The following is a 14558-nucleotide window of genomic DNA, read 5'->3' as shown; positions in this document are numbered from 1 at the left end:
TTCTCTAGAGGCCCTTGGGTCGGGTCCCGATCACCCCGCCGCTGGTGAGGCGGGTCAGTTCTTCGTCGCTCAGGCCACACCGATCGCGCAGGATCTCCTCATTGTGCTCGCCCAGCTTCGGCGGCGGCCGCCGCAGCCATCGGTCCTGACCGGCGAGCCGAGCGAACGGCGGGCACGGGTACAGGCCGAGACCGGTACTCGCATGATGCAACGCCTCGAAGAAGCCGCGCTCGCGCAGTTGCGGGTTGTCGGTGACCAGCGACGGCGACACCACCGGCGCGGCGGGAATTCCCGCGCCGGCCAACAACTCCACCGTCGAATCACGCGGCTGCCCGACGAACCAATCCGCCAGCCTGCGATCGATCTCGTCGGCTCGGTGATGGCGCCCGGCGACGGTGGACAGCTCCGCGTCGTCGCTCCACGCCGGTCGATCCATCAGATCCACCAGCGCCCGCCACTGGGCATCGTCCCGAATGGTGATCGCGATCCAGTCGTCGGATCCGGCGCACCGGTAGATGTTCTGGACGGCCGCGCTGTGACCGCGGTTGCCGCGACGGCTCAGCGTCACGCCGAAGACTTGGGACTCGATCGCCTGGATGGCGGTGGCGTTGAGCACGGTTTCGAGCATCGGTAGCTCGACCAGTTGACCCGTCCCGGTGCGTTCGGCAAAGTTCAGCGCGGCCAGCACGGCGAACGCCGCGTGCACACCGGCCAGCGGGTCGCAGGCCCCGCGCGGTGTCACCGGCGCCGCCTCCGGCAGGCCGGTCACCCAGGCCAGGCCGGCGATCTGTTCCATGGTGGGAGCGAACCCGACGCGGTCCCGCCATGGCCCTTCGACACCGAACGCCGGCATCCGGGCGAACACCAGTTTCGGGTTGACGGCGCGCAACACGTCGTCGGTGAGCCCGAATTGCTCCATCACCCGCGGCGAGAAGTTCTCGATCACGACGTCGGCGCCGGCGACCAGCTCGGTGAACAGGCCGCGGCCCTGCTCGGATCCCAAATCCAATGTGACCGAACGCTTGTTGGTGTTCATTGCGTGGAATACCCAGCCGTACTCCCACCAGTCGTCCACGTCGGTGCGCATCCCGCCCGAGTACCGGATGCCGTCGGGGCGCTGGATCGACTCGATCTTGACGACGTCCGCACCGAAGGCGGCCAGCAGGTGGGTCGCGGCGGGACCGGCCCAGAACGCGGTCAGGTCGACGATGCGAACACCGGCCAGCGGTAGCCCGCCAGACGCCGGGTGGGCATCGGATTGCGCACGGCGCCAAGGAGACTCGTCATCGGACCCGCCGAGCGGGGGCGCCTCCCCCAGGGCTACGGGCGCGCACACCGACATCAGCCAGGGCGGCCGGGGCTGATCGAAGCCGGCAGGGTTGCGGATGAAGACCTCGCGCTCGCGCACATACTCCAGCTCGCGGATGGTGGAGCCGTTGCCCAGCGCGGCGATCGGCAGCCGGAACAATTGCCCGAGTTCGACGATCTCCGCGACGGTCCGTTCGGCCAGCCAGGGATGGATCTGTTCGCGGATCATGTCGCGGTATTGCCACCGCCCGATCTGAAACCGCAACTGTTCGATCTGCTCCAGCTGCGGGCACTCGACCATCGCGGCGAAGTCCAGCCATTGCTGACCGGTGACCATGGTGATCCCGACGTAGCCGTCCTTGGCGGGTTCGATCGACGGCACTTCCGTGGTGCGGCGGATCGGCGGAACGCGCAGCAGCTGCGAGTGCAGCCATTCGCTGCTCTGCATCGCGGTGATCGCCTCCAGCATGGACAGGTCCAGGTGTTCGCCGGGCCCGCCGCGCTCGACGCGGCGGCGCAGTGCGAGCACGCCGAACGCGGCGAACACGCCACCCATGTACTCGCCGAGATCGCCACCGATGGCGATCGGCGGCCCGGCGGGATCACCGCGGAAGCCGGGCGAGCCCGCCCAGGCTTGCAGGGTGAACTCGGTGGCGGCCCGGTCCGCATAGGGTCCGGCCCAGCCGAAGTCGGAGATGGTGACGATGACCGCCCCCGGCGAATGGTCCAGCAGCCGTTGCGGTTCGACGCCCAGCTCCGCGGCGCGCGCCCGGCCGGCGGTCACGACGATGACGTCGGCGCCGGACAGTTCGTCGCGAAAGCGCTGCGAATTCGGGGCGAAAGTCATGCTGCGCTTGCCCGCGTTGAGATAGCTGAAGAACGGCGCGCTGTGTTCCGGGCGGACCCGCGAGCCGCCGGCGGAGTACCGCCGCAACCAATTCCCTTGCGGCGGCTCGATTTTATGCACTTGCGCGCCGGCGTCCCGCAGCAGCTTTCCGCAGTAGCTGCCCGCTATCCGGTCACTGATCTCGACGACACGCAAATCATGTAGCGGTGTCGGCCGGCTTTCGGACCGCTCGCTCAATTGCACCCGCCCTTCCGATCGACATGCGACCAGAGAAGCTATTTATATCATTACTGCTAAAATAGCTAAGCCAGCGAGTTGCTTTGTTTCGAGGATCGGATGACCGCCTTGGGAATTGGCCCCGACGCCCGGCGCCGGTTGTCGGCGCCGCGGATCGCCGAAATCGTAGCCGACGAGTTACGGCGTCAGATCATCGACGGTGAGCTCGCGGACGGCGATCTCTTGCCACGCCAAGAGGTGCTCGTCGAACAGTTCAACGTCAGTTTGGTCTCGTTGCGCGAAGCCCTGCGGATTCTGGAGACCGAGGGGCTGGTCTCGGTGCGGCGGGGCAACCGTGGTGGTGCCGTCGTCCACGCCCCGGCGAAGACCAGTGCGGCCTACATGCTCGGGTTGTTGCTGCAAAGCGAGTCCGTCGAGGTCGCAGATCTTGGCATGGCGTTGCAGGAACTCGAGCCCGCCTGTGCCGCCCTGGCCGCCCGCCGGCCGGACCGGGCCGACACCCTGATACCCGAACTCACCCGAATCAACGAGTCGATGGCCGAAAACCTGGACGACGGACGGCTTTTCACCGAGATCGGACGCGAATTCCATGATCACGTCGTGCGCGGCTGCGGCAACCACACGATCATCGCGGTCGTCGGCAGCCTGGAGACGCTGTGGAGCAGTCACGAACGCCAGTGGGCCGACGAGAGCGCGTCGCGCGGCACCTACCCGTCGCTCACCCAGCGCCGTGCGGTACTCAACACGCACGTCAAGCTGACCGAGACGATCGCCGAGGGCAACGTCGACCGGGCTCGCCGCATCGCGGGTCGCCACCTGGCCGATACCCAGACCTACGTCCTGTCCGGTCAGCAGGATCAACGCATCTACGCGCTCTCCCCGCAGGCGTTGTCGCGGCCGCGGGACATTCGGCACTCCTGACGAGCGGCCTGCACCCGTCATGCGAACTGCACTGGTCACCGGCGGAAGCGGCGGGATCGGAAAAGGATGCGCCCGCAAGCTGGTTGAGCGCGGTTACGACGTGGTGCTCTCGGCGCGCCGTGAGGCCCCATTACGCGCCGCCGCCCGGGAGATCGGCGCCCGCCATATCGCAGCCGACGCCTCCGACCCCGGCGGATTCGCCGCTGCGATAAGCGCATTGGAGACGGTCGACCTCGTTGTCCACGCGGCTGGCGCGCTCGGCGGAACCTATGCACGCAAGCAGACGTTCGAGCAGTGGCAGGCCATCATGTCGGCCAACCTGGATTCGTGCTTCGTGGTGACGTCCGCGGTGCTGCCGAAGATGGCGGCGGGTTCGCGGCTGGTCTTCATCTCGTCGTCGGCGGCACACGAGCCGATGCCGGCCCGCACCGCGTACTCCGCCTCGAAGGCCGGCATGAATGCATTCGCACGGGCCTTGGCGCTGGAAGTCGACCGCGACGGCATCAGCGTGCACATCGTGACTCCGGGACCGGTGGCCACCGAGATGCTGCAGGACGTTCCCTTCGAGATGTACGCGATCGGGGTGTCGGATGTCGCCGAGGCGGTCGCCTGGCTGGACACCGTCGACCCGTCGGTCGACCTGCCGGAGATCCGGCTGTCCGCCGTGGAGCGCGGCCCCTTCGCGCGACCGCCGGTGGTGCCCACCGAGGCCCGGCGCCGCGCGCGGCGGGGTTGAGGCCTACGGCGCGGGGAAGCCTTTGATCACCGATTCACCGAACTCGTGCAGCGAATCCGGGGCGGCGAAGTCGGCGAACCATACGTAGAACCGCTCGACCCGCTGTGCGGCCAAACCGCTGAAGTGTCCGATCAGCTCTTCGGCATCGCCGCAGACCAGGCCGGATCCGAGGTTGCCGAATCGCCGGGCGCTGACCTCGCGGACGGTGTCGGGGTCGCTGCCGGACCGCACAAAGCCCACCATCTGCTGAATCGACACCCGGGCCGTTCCCGCGGCCGGGGCGAGCTTCGGCAGCCTGTCGAGCTGGTTCGCCGGCAGGTTCCACCAATCCGCGTAGCGGCGAACGAGTTCCATCATCTTGGGCCCGCTTCCCCCCAGAACCAGCGGTATCGGCCTCGACCGTCGCGGGGCTTGCGGTGCCGGGTCTGAGTGCCCGTCACCGTCGCCCCAGTACCGCCTGATCAGTTCCAGGTGACGGCCGAGTTGTTCGACCCTGGCCCGCGGGTCCTGTTCACCGACACCGAATCTCGCGAATTCCGCGGGCCATGATCCGGCGCCGAGGCCCAGCTCGAACCTGCCATCGGATGCCTCCGACAGGGTGACGGCCTGTTTTGCGAGCACGGCGGGGTACCGGAACGCGTCACACAGCACCAGGTGGCCGATCCGCAGCCGCTCGGTCCTGGCCGCCACCCAGGTGGCAATGCCCATTGCCTCCCAGATGCTTTCGTCGGGCAGCCCAGGCGCCTCGAGGTGATCGATGAAGGCGATCCCGTCGAAGCCGCTGGCCTCGGCGTGACGTGCCCGGTCGGCGATGTCGGCCGCCGACAATCTCACCTGCGGCAGGAACAGATACCACTCGGCCATGGCCCACCTATGCGTCGGGTTCCGTGCGATTGACGGCACGGCTAGTTTATTATCTTTACTATGTTAGAGGTCTTATGGATGTCGGGCTGAACTCGGAGCAGCTGTCGCTGCGCGACACCGTACGCGACATCTTGCGTACGGAGTGCCCACCCGACGCCGCGCGTCAAGCGATCACCGATCCGGAGCGTTGGCGCACCCTGTGGAAGACGGTCGTCGATCTCGGCTGGACCGAGCTCGCCGCCCCCTCAGCGGAAGACGCCGGCGACTACGGCCCCGTCGAGCTGGCCGTCGTTCTCGAGGAGTGCGGGGCGGCCATCGCGCCAATTCCGTTGCTGGGCAGCATCGGTCTGGCCGCGGGCCTGTTGCGCAACACCTGCCTCGACACGGTGCTGACCGACATTGCCGGTGGCGTCGTGGCCACCGTGGCCCTGCATGCCCGGGGGTCTCGACTGCCCGGCGCGCCGATGACGCTGAGTCAGGGACGCCTGCGTGGCACGGCGGTTGCCGTCCCCAACCTGTCACGCGCGGAGCTCGTCGTCACGCTTGCCGGCACCGACCACGGTGACACCGTGGCGGCCGTGGCCCGCTGCGGTGACGGGGTCACCGTGGTGCCGGCGGCCGAATCCACCGATCCCGCTCAGCCGCTGGCCGGCGTCGAGATAGACGCCGAGCCCATCGCGGTCGCACCGGTTGACCTCGAATCGGCTTTGACGACGCCGTGGGTGGCCGCGGCGGCCGACCTCGTCGGCGTGGCGAGCGCCGCGTTGCACCGCTCGGTCGAGTACGCGAAGTCGCGGCTCCAGTTCGGCCGGCCGATCGGCGCGTTCCAAGGCATCAAGCACGCACTGGCCGACAACTACGTCAGCGTTGAACGCGCCCGCAGCCTGACCTACGCGGCGGCGGCGCGGCTCGCCGACGCGGCCACACCGCCCGCCGATGTGTGGACCGCCGCGGCGCTGGCCAAGGCGGCGGCCAACGACGCGGCGAGCAATTGTGCGCGCACCGCGGTCCAGGTACACGGCGCGCTCGGGCAGACCTGGGAGCACGACGCCCATCTCTACGTCAGGCGCGCCTGGCAGGGCGCCGCCCTGCTCGGCGACAGCCGCTCCCTGTATTACCAGGTGGGCCGCCGCTTCTGCGGGGGTGCCGGGTGACCCGCACCGGCGACGATGCAGTGGGGGTACCACCCGCCAGCCGGGGACGGTGCCCGTGAGCACTGTGGTTGAGGAATTCGGCGGGTGGTTGGCGGACTTCCTGCCCGACGACTACTACGCGAATTACCGGCAGTATCGCTGGGATCTGCGGTTGCGGCGCGAGTACCAGCGGGCCTCGTTCGAGGCCGGATGGTTGCAGCCGACCTGGCCCCGCGAACACGGCGGCCGCTCGCTGGGGTTGCGCGACGCCATGGAAGTCCGGATCGAGGCTGCGCTGCGCTCCGCACCCAAGCTGCCCAACATCGCCGGCCCCGGCGTCGCCGCTCCCGGCATTCGTCAGTTCGGCACGCCCGCCCAGATCGAGCGTCTGCTCGTTCCGCTGCTGCGCGGCGACGAGTGGTGGGCGCTGGGCATGTCCGAACCCGAAGCCGGGTCGGATTTCGCCGGCCTGCGGACCCGCGCCGAGCGGGACGGCGACGTGTTCCGGGTCAACGGCCACAAGATCTGGACCACCCAGGCGCACGAGTCGCGGTGGTGCACCCTGTATGCCCGCACGGACCCCGAAGCCCCGAAACACCGCGGCATCTCCTGCCTCATCCTCGATCTGCATTCTGCCGGGGTCCGGATCGAGCCGATCAGGATGGCGTCGATCTCCGACGAGACGTTCTGCGAGGTCCTCCTCGAGGACGTCGAGGTGCCCGCCGAGAATCTGTTGGGGCCACTGCACGGCGGCTGGAATGTCGCCATGTCGTCGCTACACCATGAACGCCAGATGATCTGGATCATGAACTGGGTCGAGATCAAACGCGGACTCGACTCGGTACGCGATGCCGACGCCGCGCACTCGAGCCAGGACGTGTACGCCGATCTCGGTTCGCTGCTGGCCGATACCGAAGCGTTGCGGGCCACCGGGTACCGCGCTCTGGGCAACGAACTCGCGGGACGGCCCAGTCCGGAAGCCGACACCATGAAGCTCCTCGGATCGCTTACGCTGCAGCGTGTTTGGGAACTGAGTGCCGCCGCCGCGGGCCCCGATTCGGCCACCGACCCGGATCTACTGTTCGAACGTCAGGACTCGTTGGCCGCGACGATCTACGGCGGCACGTCTGAGGTACAGCGCAACATCATCGCCGAGCGGCTGCTCGGGCTCCCGAAGGGATGACGACAGTGGACTACGACCTCGGCGACGACGCCGGGCAACTGCGCAGCCGTCTGCGCGAGCTGGTTGCCAACCACATCCCCCCCGACTTTCTGGGTGCCTGCACCGAGAACCCCCAGGACCTCGCCACCACCGAAACGTTCTGCAAGCTGCTGGCGGCCGAGGGACTGCTGGCGCTGGCGTGGCCGAAAGAGCATGGCGGCGGCGGTGGCTCGGTCTGGCAGCAGACGGTGCTGCGCGAGGAGATGTGGGCCCAGCACGAGCCGCGCGGTCCGCAGTACATGGGAATCAACTGGGTCGGGCCGGCACTGATGCGATATGGGACGGCCGAACAGAAGGCCAAGCACCTGGCCGCCATCGCCTCCGGAGACGTGATCTGGTGCCAGGGCTTCTCCGAGCCCGAGGCGGGCACCGACCTGGTGTCGCTGCGAACCCGCGCAGTTGCCGACGGTGACGGGTGGCGCATCACCGGACAGAAGGTGTGGACGTCGTACGCGCTGATGGCGTCCTGGTGCGTGTTGGCGGCGTGCACCGACCCCGAGGCTCCAAAACATAAGCGGCTCACCCTGTTTCTGATCCCGATGGACCGGGCCGGCTTCACCGTCCGGCCGATCCCGTCGATGCTGGGACCGCACCACCTGAACGAGATGTTCCTGGACGACGTGCGGGCCTTCCCCGCTGACGTGCTCGGCGAGGTCGGCGACGGATGGCGGGTGATGCGCGAAGCCCTGGCTTTCGAGCGGGTGGGCATCGCGCGCTACGCCCGCTGTGAATCGCTGCTCGAACGGATGCGCGCCCAACTCGGCGACGACTGGGATCAGCTGCCTGAGACGATCCGCACCCGGTGGGTGCGTGCACTTGTCGACCTACGGGTCGCGCGACTGCTGGCCTACCGCGCCGTGTCGCTGCAGGACGACCCGGCGGCAGGGGCGGCGGCCAGCGCCGCGCGCATCATCACCACCACGTGCGATCAGCTCGTCGCCGAGCTGCTGTTCGACTTGCTGGGCCCGGCGGCGCTGGACAGCGGGACCGCCGCCGCGCTGCACGGGGCGATCGAAGATCATTGGCGTTACGCGCAGGCGGCCACCGTGGCATCGGGCACCATCGAGGTGCAGCGCATGCTGGTGGCACGAGACGTATTGGGAGAACACAGGTGAATACTGAACTGCCACAAGATATCAGCGACTTCGCCCTAGTCGCGGGAAAGCGGCTGACCCGGTTAGGCGGACCGCCGGCCGCGCTGCGCGCCGAGACCGACGACGCCATCCGCGATGCCGCGCGTGCCGCGCTGAACGATGTGGGCGCGTTCGACCTCGACGTGCGCTCCGCGCCGGATGACCTGCTGGCCGCGGCGGTGCTGTGTCAGGCCGCCGGCGCCACCGTGCTCCCCTACCCTTTGGTGGAGGAGCTGTTGACGATCGATGGCGCGCGTCTGGCGCTGGTCAATCCGAAGGCCCCGCGCATCGACCACGGCGATCTGGCTGGTGGCTGGATCGCCGCGGACCTGGACGGTAATCGGTACCGGCCGCAGCCGGGCTCGCGGACCGGCGCCAAGCTGGGGCCGTTCCTGGTGCCCGCCGCCTTGAGCGCACCCGAGGGAACCGTCCCCGCCGCCGACGTTAACCTTCACCTCGTGCTGGGATCATGGCGGATTCTGGGGGCGGTGCAGCAGTCGCTGCGGATTGTCACCGAGCATGTGCGCGCCCGGATTCAGTTCGGCAAGCCGCTGGCGGACTTTCAGGCGGTCAGGTTCGCCGTCGCCGACGCGGCCGTCGCTGTCCGCGGACTGCACGAACTCGCGAAGTACACCATCTGCCGCCCGGATTGGCTTCCGGCGCAGATTCATTCGGCCGACGCCCTGATTCTGCGGCTCAAGGCCGCCGACACGGCACGACAGGTGATGCGCACGTCGCACCAGTTGCTCGGAGCGCTGGGCTTCTGCGACGAGTCCGATGTCAGCGTGCTCGACCGGCACACTCAACCGTTGATGCGGCTGCCGCTGGGCACCGAGGAACTGGCCCTGCGCCTGATGCCCGGCGTGTCGAACGGGTCGTTCGAGACACTGTTCAGCGAGCAGGTCTCGGCATGAGCACCACCGAATCCGTCGCGGCCGAAGCGCCACCTAACCCCTTTGCGGACGGGGTTCCGTTCTGCACCAAGCTGCGCGAGCTCGCCGAGCAACGTCGAGACGACACCGCCGTCACGATCGTGGCACTCGACGGAGCCGCCAAGTCGTTGACGTTTGGTGAGCTCGACGCACGCGCCAACCAGTGGGGCCGAGCACTTGCCGCCAACGGGGCCGAGACCGGCTCCCTTGTCGCACTCGCCATCCCCAACTCCCAACATCTGGTGCTGGCGACGCTGGGGTGCTGGAAGATCGGCGCGGTCCCCGTTCCGATGCACTGGGACCTACCCGAATGGGAGCGAGACCGGGTGCGCGAGGTGATCGGCCCCGCCGTCGTCGTCGACGAACAGACCCGCTGGGAGCTCGACACCCGCGCGGCCGGCGAGCCCGATGACGCGTTGCCGGTTGCCGTCTCCCCCACCGCCAACGGGATCTGCAGCAGCGGCTCCACCGGGGTGCCCAAGGTGATCCTCAACCTGGCGCCGTCGCTGTGGATCCCCGAGCAGGGCCAACCTTTCCTGTCGCACTGGACACCGGTGCCCCAGCCGCAGACGATCATGGTGCCGGCGCCGATGTATCACACCAACGGCTTCGCCACCTTACTCATGCTGCTGGGCGGCGATCACCTGGTGATACTCGAAAAGTTTGATGCGGCACTGGTTCTCGACGTCATCGAACGCTTCCGCATCACCAACTTCACCGCCACGCCCACCATGCTGGCGCGCATTGCCGCGCGCCCAGACGTCCGGCAGCGAGACCTGTCCAGCATCGTCTTCATCCTGCAGGGCGCCGCGGTGATGCCGCCGTCGCTGCTGCATACCTGGTTCGAACTGCTCAGCCCCGAGCAGATTGTGACGGCATACGGCATGACCGAGAATCTCGGGCTCACCGCGTTGCGCGGTGACGAGTGGCTCGCGCACCCGGGCAGCGTGGGCCGCGGTTTCCGGGACACCGAGATCCGGATCCTGGACGCCGACAAGCGTCCGCTGGGCCCCGGCCAGGACGGTGACGTGTACCTGCGGGCGCCGATGAGCGCGGGCTACCGCTACCTGGGTGGGGCGCCGCCGCTGCCGTCGACCGAGGACGGCTTCCGTTCCGCCGGGGACATCGGCCACCTCGACGAGGACGGCTACCTCTACATCGTCGACCGCCGCGTCGACATGATCGTCAGCGGCGGTGCCAACGTCTTTCCGGCCGAAGTGGAGTCCGCGCTGGCCGGCCACCCCGGCATCGCCGACGTTGTCGTGATCGGGCTGGCCGACCCGCAATGGGGACGTCGGGTGCACGCGGTGGTTCAGCGCGCCGACACCGACGGCACGGCGCCGCTGACCGAGCAACGAGTCATCGAGTACGCCAAGAGCCGCCTCGCCCCGTACAAGGTGCCCAAGACCGTCGAGTTCGTCGACATCATTCCGCGTACTGCGGCGACCAAGGTCAACCGCTCGGCGATGATCGAGGCCCGGGGCGGCTAATCCGGCGGCGACGGCGGGAATTCGGCGCGCTTCTCGATGGCATCGCGGTAGGCATACACACGACCCGCCGTCGTTCCAAGCACCGCTACGGTGTGACCGTTGCGACCGTACGCGGCAACGAATTCCCAGGAGTCGGGATCACCTTCGACAATTTCCAGTGCATCGTAATCCGTTGTCACACCGAGCATCTGGACCTTGACGTCGTATTGATCGGACCAGAAGTAGGGCAGCTCGTCGTACGCGTCCGCACGGTCGCGGCCGGCCAACAGGGTCCGGGCGGCGGCCGCGCCCTGGCGTCCGGCGTCGTCCCAGTGCTCGGTTCGCAGATGGCGCTCATACAGCGGATGCCACCAGCGCGCGACATCACCGGCCGCGACCACCGGGACGTCCGCGGCGTCGCCTTCGACCGCGCCCGTGGCGGCACAGATCACCCCGTCGTCGACCCGTAGTCCCGTGCCATCCAGCCAGTCGGTGGCCGGAGTCACGCCCAGGCCAAGGATGACAAGGTCGGCCGGCACCTGCGAACCGTCGGTGAGCCGAACCGCCTCGACGCGCCCGTTACCGACGAACGCGTCGACACCGGCACCCACCCGTAGGTCCACGCCATGGTCACGGTGCAATTGGGCCCAGTAGGGCGCCATCTCCTTGCCCAACGCGGCGAGCAGCGGGCTTTCGGCCTTCTCGACGAGGACCACGTCTAGGCCCAGGGATCGGCAACTGGCAGCCACCTCAGCGCCGATGAAGCCGCCGCCCACCACCACTACCCGCGGGCGCGCGCGCAGTCTTTGCCGGATTGCCAGGCAGTCCTCCACCGTGCGCAGCAGCAGTACCCCGTCGGGTACCGGACCGCCCGGCCACTCACGCGGCACCGCGCCGCTTGCGATCACCAGCCCGTCGAATTGCAATGCGAGGTCGCGGTTTTCGTCGCGCACGTGAACGGTACGCGCGGCCATGTCCAGCTTGAGCGCCGACGCCCCACGCAGCACGCGAGCGTCGAGCTCGAACTGGGGCGCGAGATCGACGCCAGCCCTATGAACCTCGCCGGTGAGCAACTTTTTCGACAGCGGCGGCCGGTGGTACGGGGCCTGTCGTTCGGCACCCACGATGGTCAGGTCGCCGTCGTACCCCTCTTGTCGCAGGGTTTCCGCCGCCCGTGACCCCGCGACGCCCGCACCGACGACGACAACCTGCCTCAGCTGATCTGTTGGCATCGGTCAGTCCTTCACCGTGATCGCCCGAGTGGGGCACGACACCTCGGCACCAATCAACTTGTCCCGCAATTCTTCCGGCGGTTGCTCCTGCAGCACGTGCAGTCCGTCCTCTCGCACGTCGAACACCTCATGGCAGATGCTCATGCAGACGCCATTTCCGTCACAGGTGTCCAGATCCACCACAACCTTCATCGGACCTCGGCCTTTCCTACCGCGCCGTTGGAACTTTCGATCCCTCGAGAACTGTCGGGCCCACCGGACTTCGCCTGCGAGCGTGCCCGCTCCTTAGCGGCTTTCGCCACTGGCGAGTAGTTCAGGTAGTCGACCGCCATCTGCGTGGACGCCTCGTCATTGGGATGGTGACTGGGCCGAAGGTAGCGGACCGGCGTTGTCACCATGAGCTTCCACGGGCCCGGCAACCGGTACTCGCGGGCGGCCCACAACCAGTCGCGAAAACGCCACTTCTGGTCGATGGTCGGGTCTTGGGCCATCAGGTAACGGGCGCCCGCGACCCACCAGGCGATGAACAACGGCGTAGTGAAGAACATCGAGAACGCCCTGATCCAGTAGTTCCCGCTGACGTGCTGGAAGACGTCGTATACCAGCGAGCGGTGCTCGACCTCCTCGGCGCCATGCCAGCGCAGTAGGTCGAGCATCATCGGGTCGGCCTTCGCATAGTCCAGGCCTCGGTTCGTCAGCACCCACTGGCCCAACATGGCGGTGTAATGCTCGAGCGCGGCCACATCGGCCAGCCGTCGATACAGCCACCACCGCTTCATCGCGGGGGGAAACCACCTTGGCGGATCACCCAACGTCAGCGACAACAGCCTTCCGAGCCGGTCGGTATACGGCTTGGTGTCGATGCCCTGCTCGGCCAAATGGTCCAACACCACCTGGTGCGCCCATGCGTGCCAGGACTCCTGCTGAATGAACGGCTTGATCGCCGCCTCCAGCTCCGGATCATCGACCAGCGACGACGCTTCGAGGACCGCTTTGATGAAGTGCCGCTCCCCCTCGGGCAGCAACAGGTGCAAAACGTTGATCATGTGCGTCGAGAACGGGTCGCCGGGCACCCAGTGCAGCGGGGTGTCCGACCAGTCGAACCGGACCATCCGTCGATACTTCGGATGTCCCTCGTGGTGAAGTTGGACCTCTGGCATCAGGAACCCTTCCTTCCCTCGGCCTGACCGCGTTGCCGCGGTCGATTTTCAAGAAACGGCCGGCTTAACAGCCGAACTGCAACCCCGTCGCATCACCGCCCGGTGTTGAGGCCGCACTTCGCCGAGTACAGCCGTTCACTGAGCGCGTACCCGCACCGGCGGCTGGCTATGCGTACCAGCGGTACCGGATCCGGCGAGAATTCACTCCCGACACGCGCCACCGTCTTCCGTAACCGGCTGTGCCGCCTGCGCGGTAACCTCATTCTCATGGCGCGACCTGCGCGCGAGGGAAGGGACGATCGCTCATGGCCGACCCCGGCGACGACGTCGAGATAACGCGCGGCGACCGCTTCATCAAGACCGCCGTGGCAATACTGGGCGAAACCGGACGCACCGACTTCACCGTGCAAGAGGTGGTGGCGCGCTCCAAGACGTCGCTGCGCGCGTTCTACCAACACTTCAGCAGCAAGGACGAATTGTTGCTGGCATTGTTCGACCGAACCATCGCCCAATCGGTGCAGACGTGGCGCGCTGAAATCACGGGACTGGACAGCACATCGGCGCTGAAATTGCTGATCGACCGGCTCAGCCAGCAACCGGAGTCAAGCACCCAGGACAGCCTCAACCGCGCTTTGACCCTGTATAACCAGCACCTGGCCGAGACCCGACCACGCGAATACGCCCGGGTGCTCTCTCCCTTGCACGGCCTGATTCGTGACATCGTCGGGCAGGGCATCACCGAAGGCGTCTTCAGCCCCGGCCTGGACGTCGGCGCGGCGGCTGCGATCGTCATGCAGACGATGATGGGTGCGCAGCGATTGCGTTGGCTCGGTTCGGAATTGAACGGGACACCGGTGGACGTCGGTCAGCTCTACGACTTCTGCGGCCGCGCCCTGGGTATCCGCGACACCGACGAAGATTCGGCCGCCCCGTCGCTGGCCGAGCTGTTCGCCCAAATCGGCATGCGGCCCAGCACCCGCAACGGCGAATTCGCCATGACCATGCCGGTCAGTCCCGCGGTCGTGAACACCTCCGGTGCGCTGCAGGGCGGCCTGATCGCCACCCTGGTGGATGTGGCGGGCGGACAATTCGGGCTGGACCATCTGCAACCGGGTACGACGATGACCACCGCGGACCTGTTCATCCGCTACCTGCGACCCGTCCGGCAGGGCGCGGCATTCGCGGTGCCCACGATGCTGCGATCCGGACGCCGCGCGATGGTGATGCAGGTGGACATCTACGGCGACGGCGACGACGAACTGCTGGCCACGGCGACGGTGAATTTCGCCGTGATCGAGGGGAAAACGCCACAGCTCCCGAGCTGGCCGGACGCATAAGCCGGCCGCATACCGGTATACCAGATT

13 protein-coding genes are annotated in these 14558 nt (G+C 67.6%); 8 read left to right on the top strand and 5 right to left on the bottom strand.

What is annotated here, in order from left to right; genetic code table 11:
* Positions 1-4: 4 nt before the first annotated feature.
* Positions 5-2398 carry a CoA transferase gene (locus ACIUM1_RS22400; protein ID WP_406814723.1) on the bottom strand — a complete coding sequence of 798 codons (2394 nt, stop codon included), beginning with the start codon at positions 2396-2398 and terminating at the stop codon, positions 5-7.
* Between the two features lie 93 nt (positions 2399-2491).
* Between ACIUM1_RS22400 and ACIUM1_RS22395 the strand changes: the two genes are divergently transcribed.
* Together ACIUM1_RS22395 and ACIUM1_RS22390 are read left to right on the top strand one after the other, a co-directional pair.
* On the top strand, positions 2492-3313 hold the full coding sequence (locus tag ACIUM1_RS22395; protein ID WP_406814722.1) for a FadR/GntR family transcriptional regulator: 822 nt from the start codon (positions 2492-2494) through the stop codon (positions 3311-3313).
* A gap of 19 nt (positions 3314-3332) precedes the next feature.
* Positions 3333-4049: an SDR family oxidoreductase gene (locus tag ACIUM1_RS22390; protein WP_406814721.1), complete on the top strand. Its 717-nt coding sequence runs from the start codon at positions 3333-3335 to the stop codon at positions 4047-4049.
* A gap of 3 nt (positions 4050-4052) precedes the next feature.
* On the opposite strand, the gene ACIUM1_RS22385 is transcribed toward ACIUM1_RS22390, so the two are convergent.
* Positions 4053-4913, bottom strand: a complete 861-nt coding sequence (locus tag ACIUM1_RS22385; RefSeq protein WP_406814720.1) for an LLM class flavin-dependent oxidoreductase — start codon at positions 4911-4913, stop codon at positions 4053-4055.
* Between the two features lie 74 nt (positions 4914-4987).
* On the opposite strand from ACIUM1_RS22385, the gene ACIUM1_RS22380 reads away from it, so the two are divergent.
* The 5 genes from ACIUM1_RS22380 to ACIUM1_RS22360 all read left to right on the top strand — a co-directional run bounded on the left by ACIUM1_RS22380 (position 4988) and on the right by ACIUM1_RS22360 (position 10823).
* Complete coding sequence (locus ACIUM1_RS22380) at positions 4988-6067, top strand: acyl-CoA dehydrogenase family protein (RefSeq protein ID WP_406814719.1); 1080 nt, start codon at positions 4988-4990, stop codon at positions 6065-6067.
* Positions 6068-6131: 64 nt separating this feature from the next.
* Entirely contained in the window at positions 6132-7229 is a 1098-nt protein-coding gene (locus ACIUM1_RS22375) for an acyl-CoA dehydrogenase family protein (protein ID WP_406817815.1), read from the top strand.
* Entirely contained in the window at positions 7226-8383 is a 1158-nt protein-coding gene (locus ACIUM1_RS22370; RefSeq protein ID WP_406814718.1) for an acyl-CoA dehydrogenase family protein, read from the top strand. The genes ACIUM1_RS22375 and ACIUM1_RS22370 overlap by 4 nt, the downstream gene beginning before the upstream one ends.
* On the top strand, positions 8380-9315 hold the full coding sequence (locus tag ACIUM1_RS22365; RefSeq protein ID WP_406814717.1) for an acyl-CoA dehydrogenase family protein: 936 nt from the start codon (positions 8380-8382) through the stop codon (positions 9313-9315). Before ACIUM1_RS22370 ends, ACIUM1_RS22365 begins: the two co-directional genes overlap by 4 nt.
* Positions 9312-10823 (top strand): class I adenylate-forming enzyme family protein, encoded by a 1512-nt coding sequence (locus ACIUM1_RS22360; protein ID WP_406814716.1) that lies wholly within the window; start codon positions 9312-9314, stop codon positions 10821-10823. Before ACIUM1_RS22365 ends, ACIUM1_RS22360 begins: the two co-directional genes overlap by 4 nt.
* Here the strand turns inward: ACIUM1_RS22360 and ACIUM1_RS22355 are convergent.
* Genes ACIUM1_RS22355 through ACIUM1_RS22345 form a run of 3 tightly spaced genes read right to left on the bottom strand, consistent with a single transcriptional unit; the run spans position 10820 to position 13194 of the window.
* Positions 10820-12034, bottom strand: coding sequence for an NAD(P)/FAD-dependent oxidoreductase (locus ACIUM1_RS22355; RefSeq protein ID WP_406814715.1), 1215 nt, complete (start codon positions 12032-12034; stop codon positions 10820-10822). The genes ACIUM1_RS22360 and ACIUM1_RS22355 overlap by 4 nt on opposite strands.
* A gap of 3 nt (positions 12035-12037) precedes the next feature.
* Positions 12038-12226 (bottom strand): ferredoxin, encoded by a 189-nt coding sequence (locus ACIUM1_RS22350; RefSeq protein ID WP_406814714.1) that lies wholly within the window; start codon positions 12224-12226, stop codon positions 12038-12040.
* On the bottom strand, positions 12223-13194 hold the full coding sequence (locus ACIUM1_RS22345; RefSeq protein ID WP_406814713.1) for a metal-dependent hydrolase: 972 nt from the start codon (positions 13192-13194) through the stop codon (positions 12223-12225). Before ACIUM1_RS22345 ends, ACIUM1_RS22350 begins: the two co-directional genes overlap by 4 nt.
* Before the next feature lie 305 nt (positions 13195-13499).
* Here ACIUM1_RS22345 and ACIUM1_RS22340 point away from each other — a divergent pair, with 305 nt between their 5' ends.
* Positions 13500-14531 carry a hotdog fold thioesterase gene (locus tag ACIUM1_RS22340; RefSeq protein WP_406814712.1) on the top strand — a complete coding sequence of 344 codons (1032 nt, stop codon included), beginning with the start codon at positions 13500-13502 and terminating at the stop codon, positions 14529-14531.
* Positions 14532-14558 lie beyond the last annotated feature (27 nt).

The sequence above is a fragment of the Mycobacterium sp. M23085 genome (assembly GCF_045343915.1).
Taxonomy (GTDB): Bacteria; Actinomycetota; Actinomycetes; order Mycobacteriales; family Mycobacteriaceae; genus Mycobacterium.
This window is presented reverse-complemented; position numbering and strand designations above follow the sequence as displayed.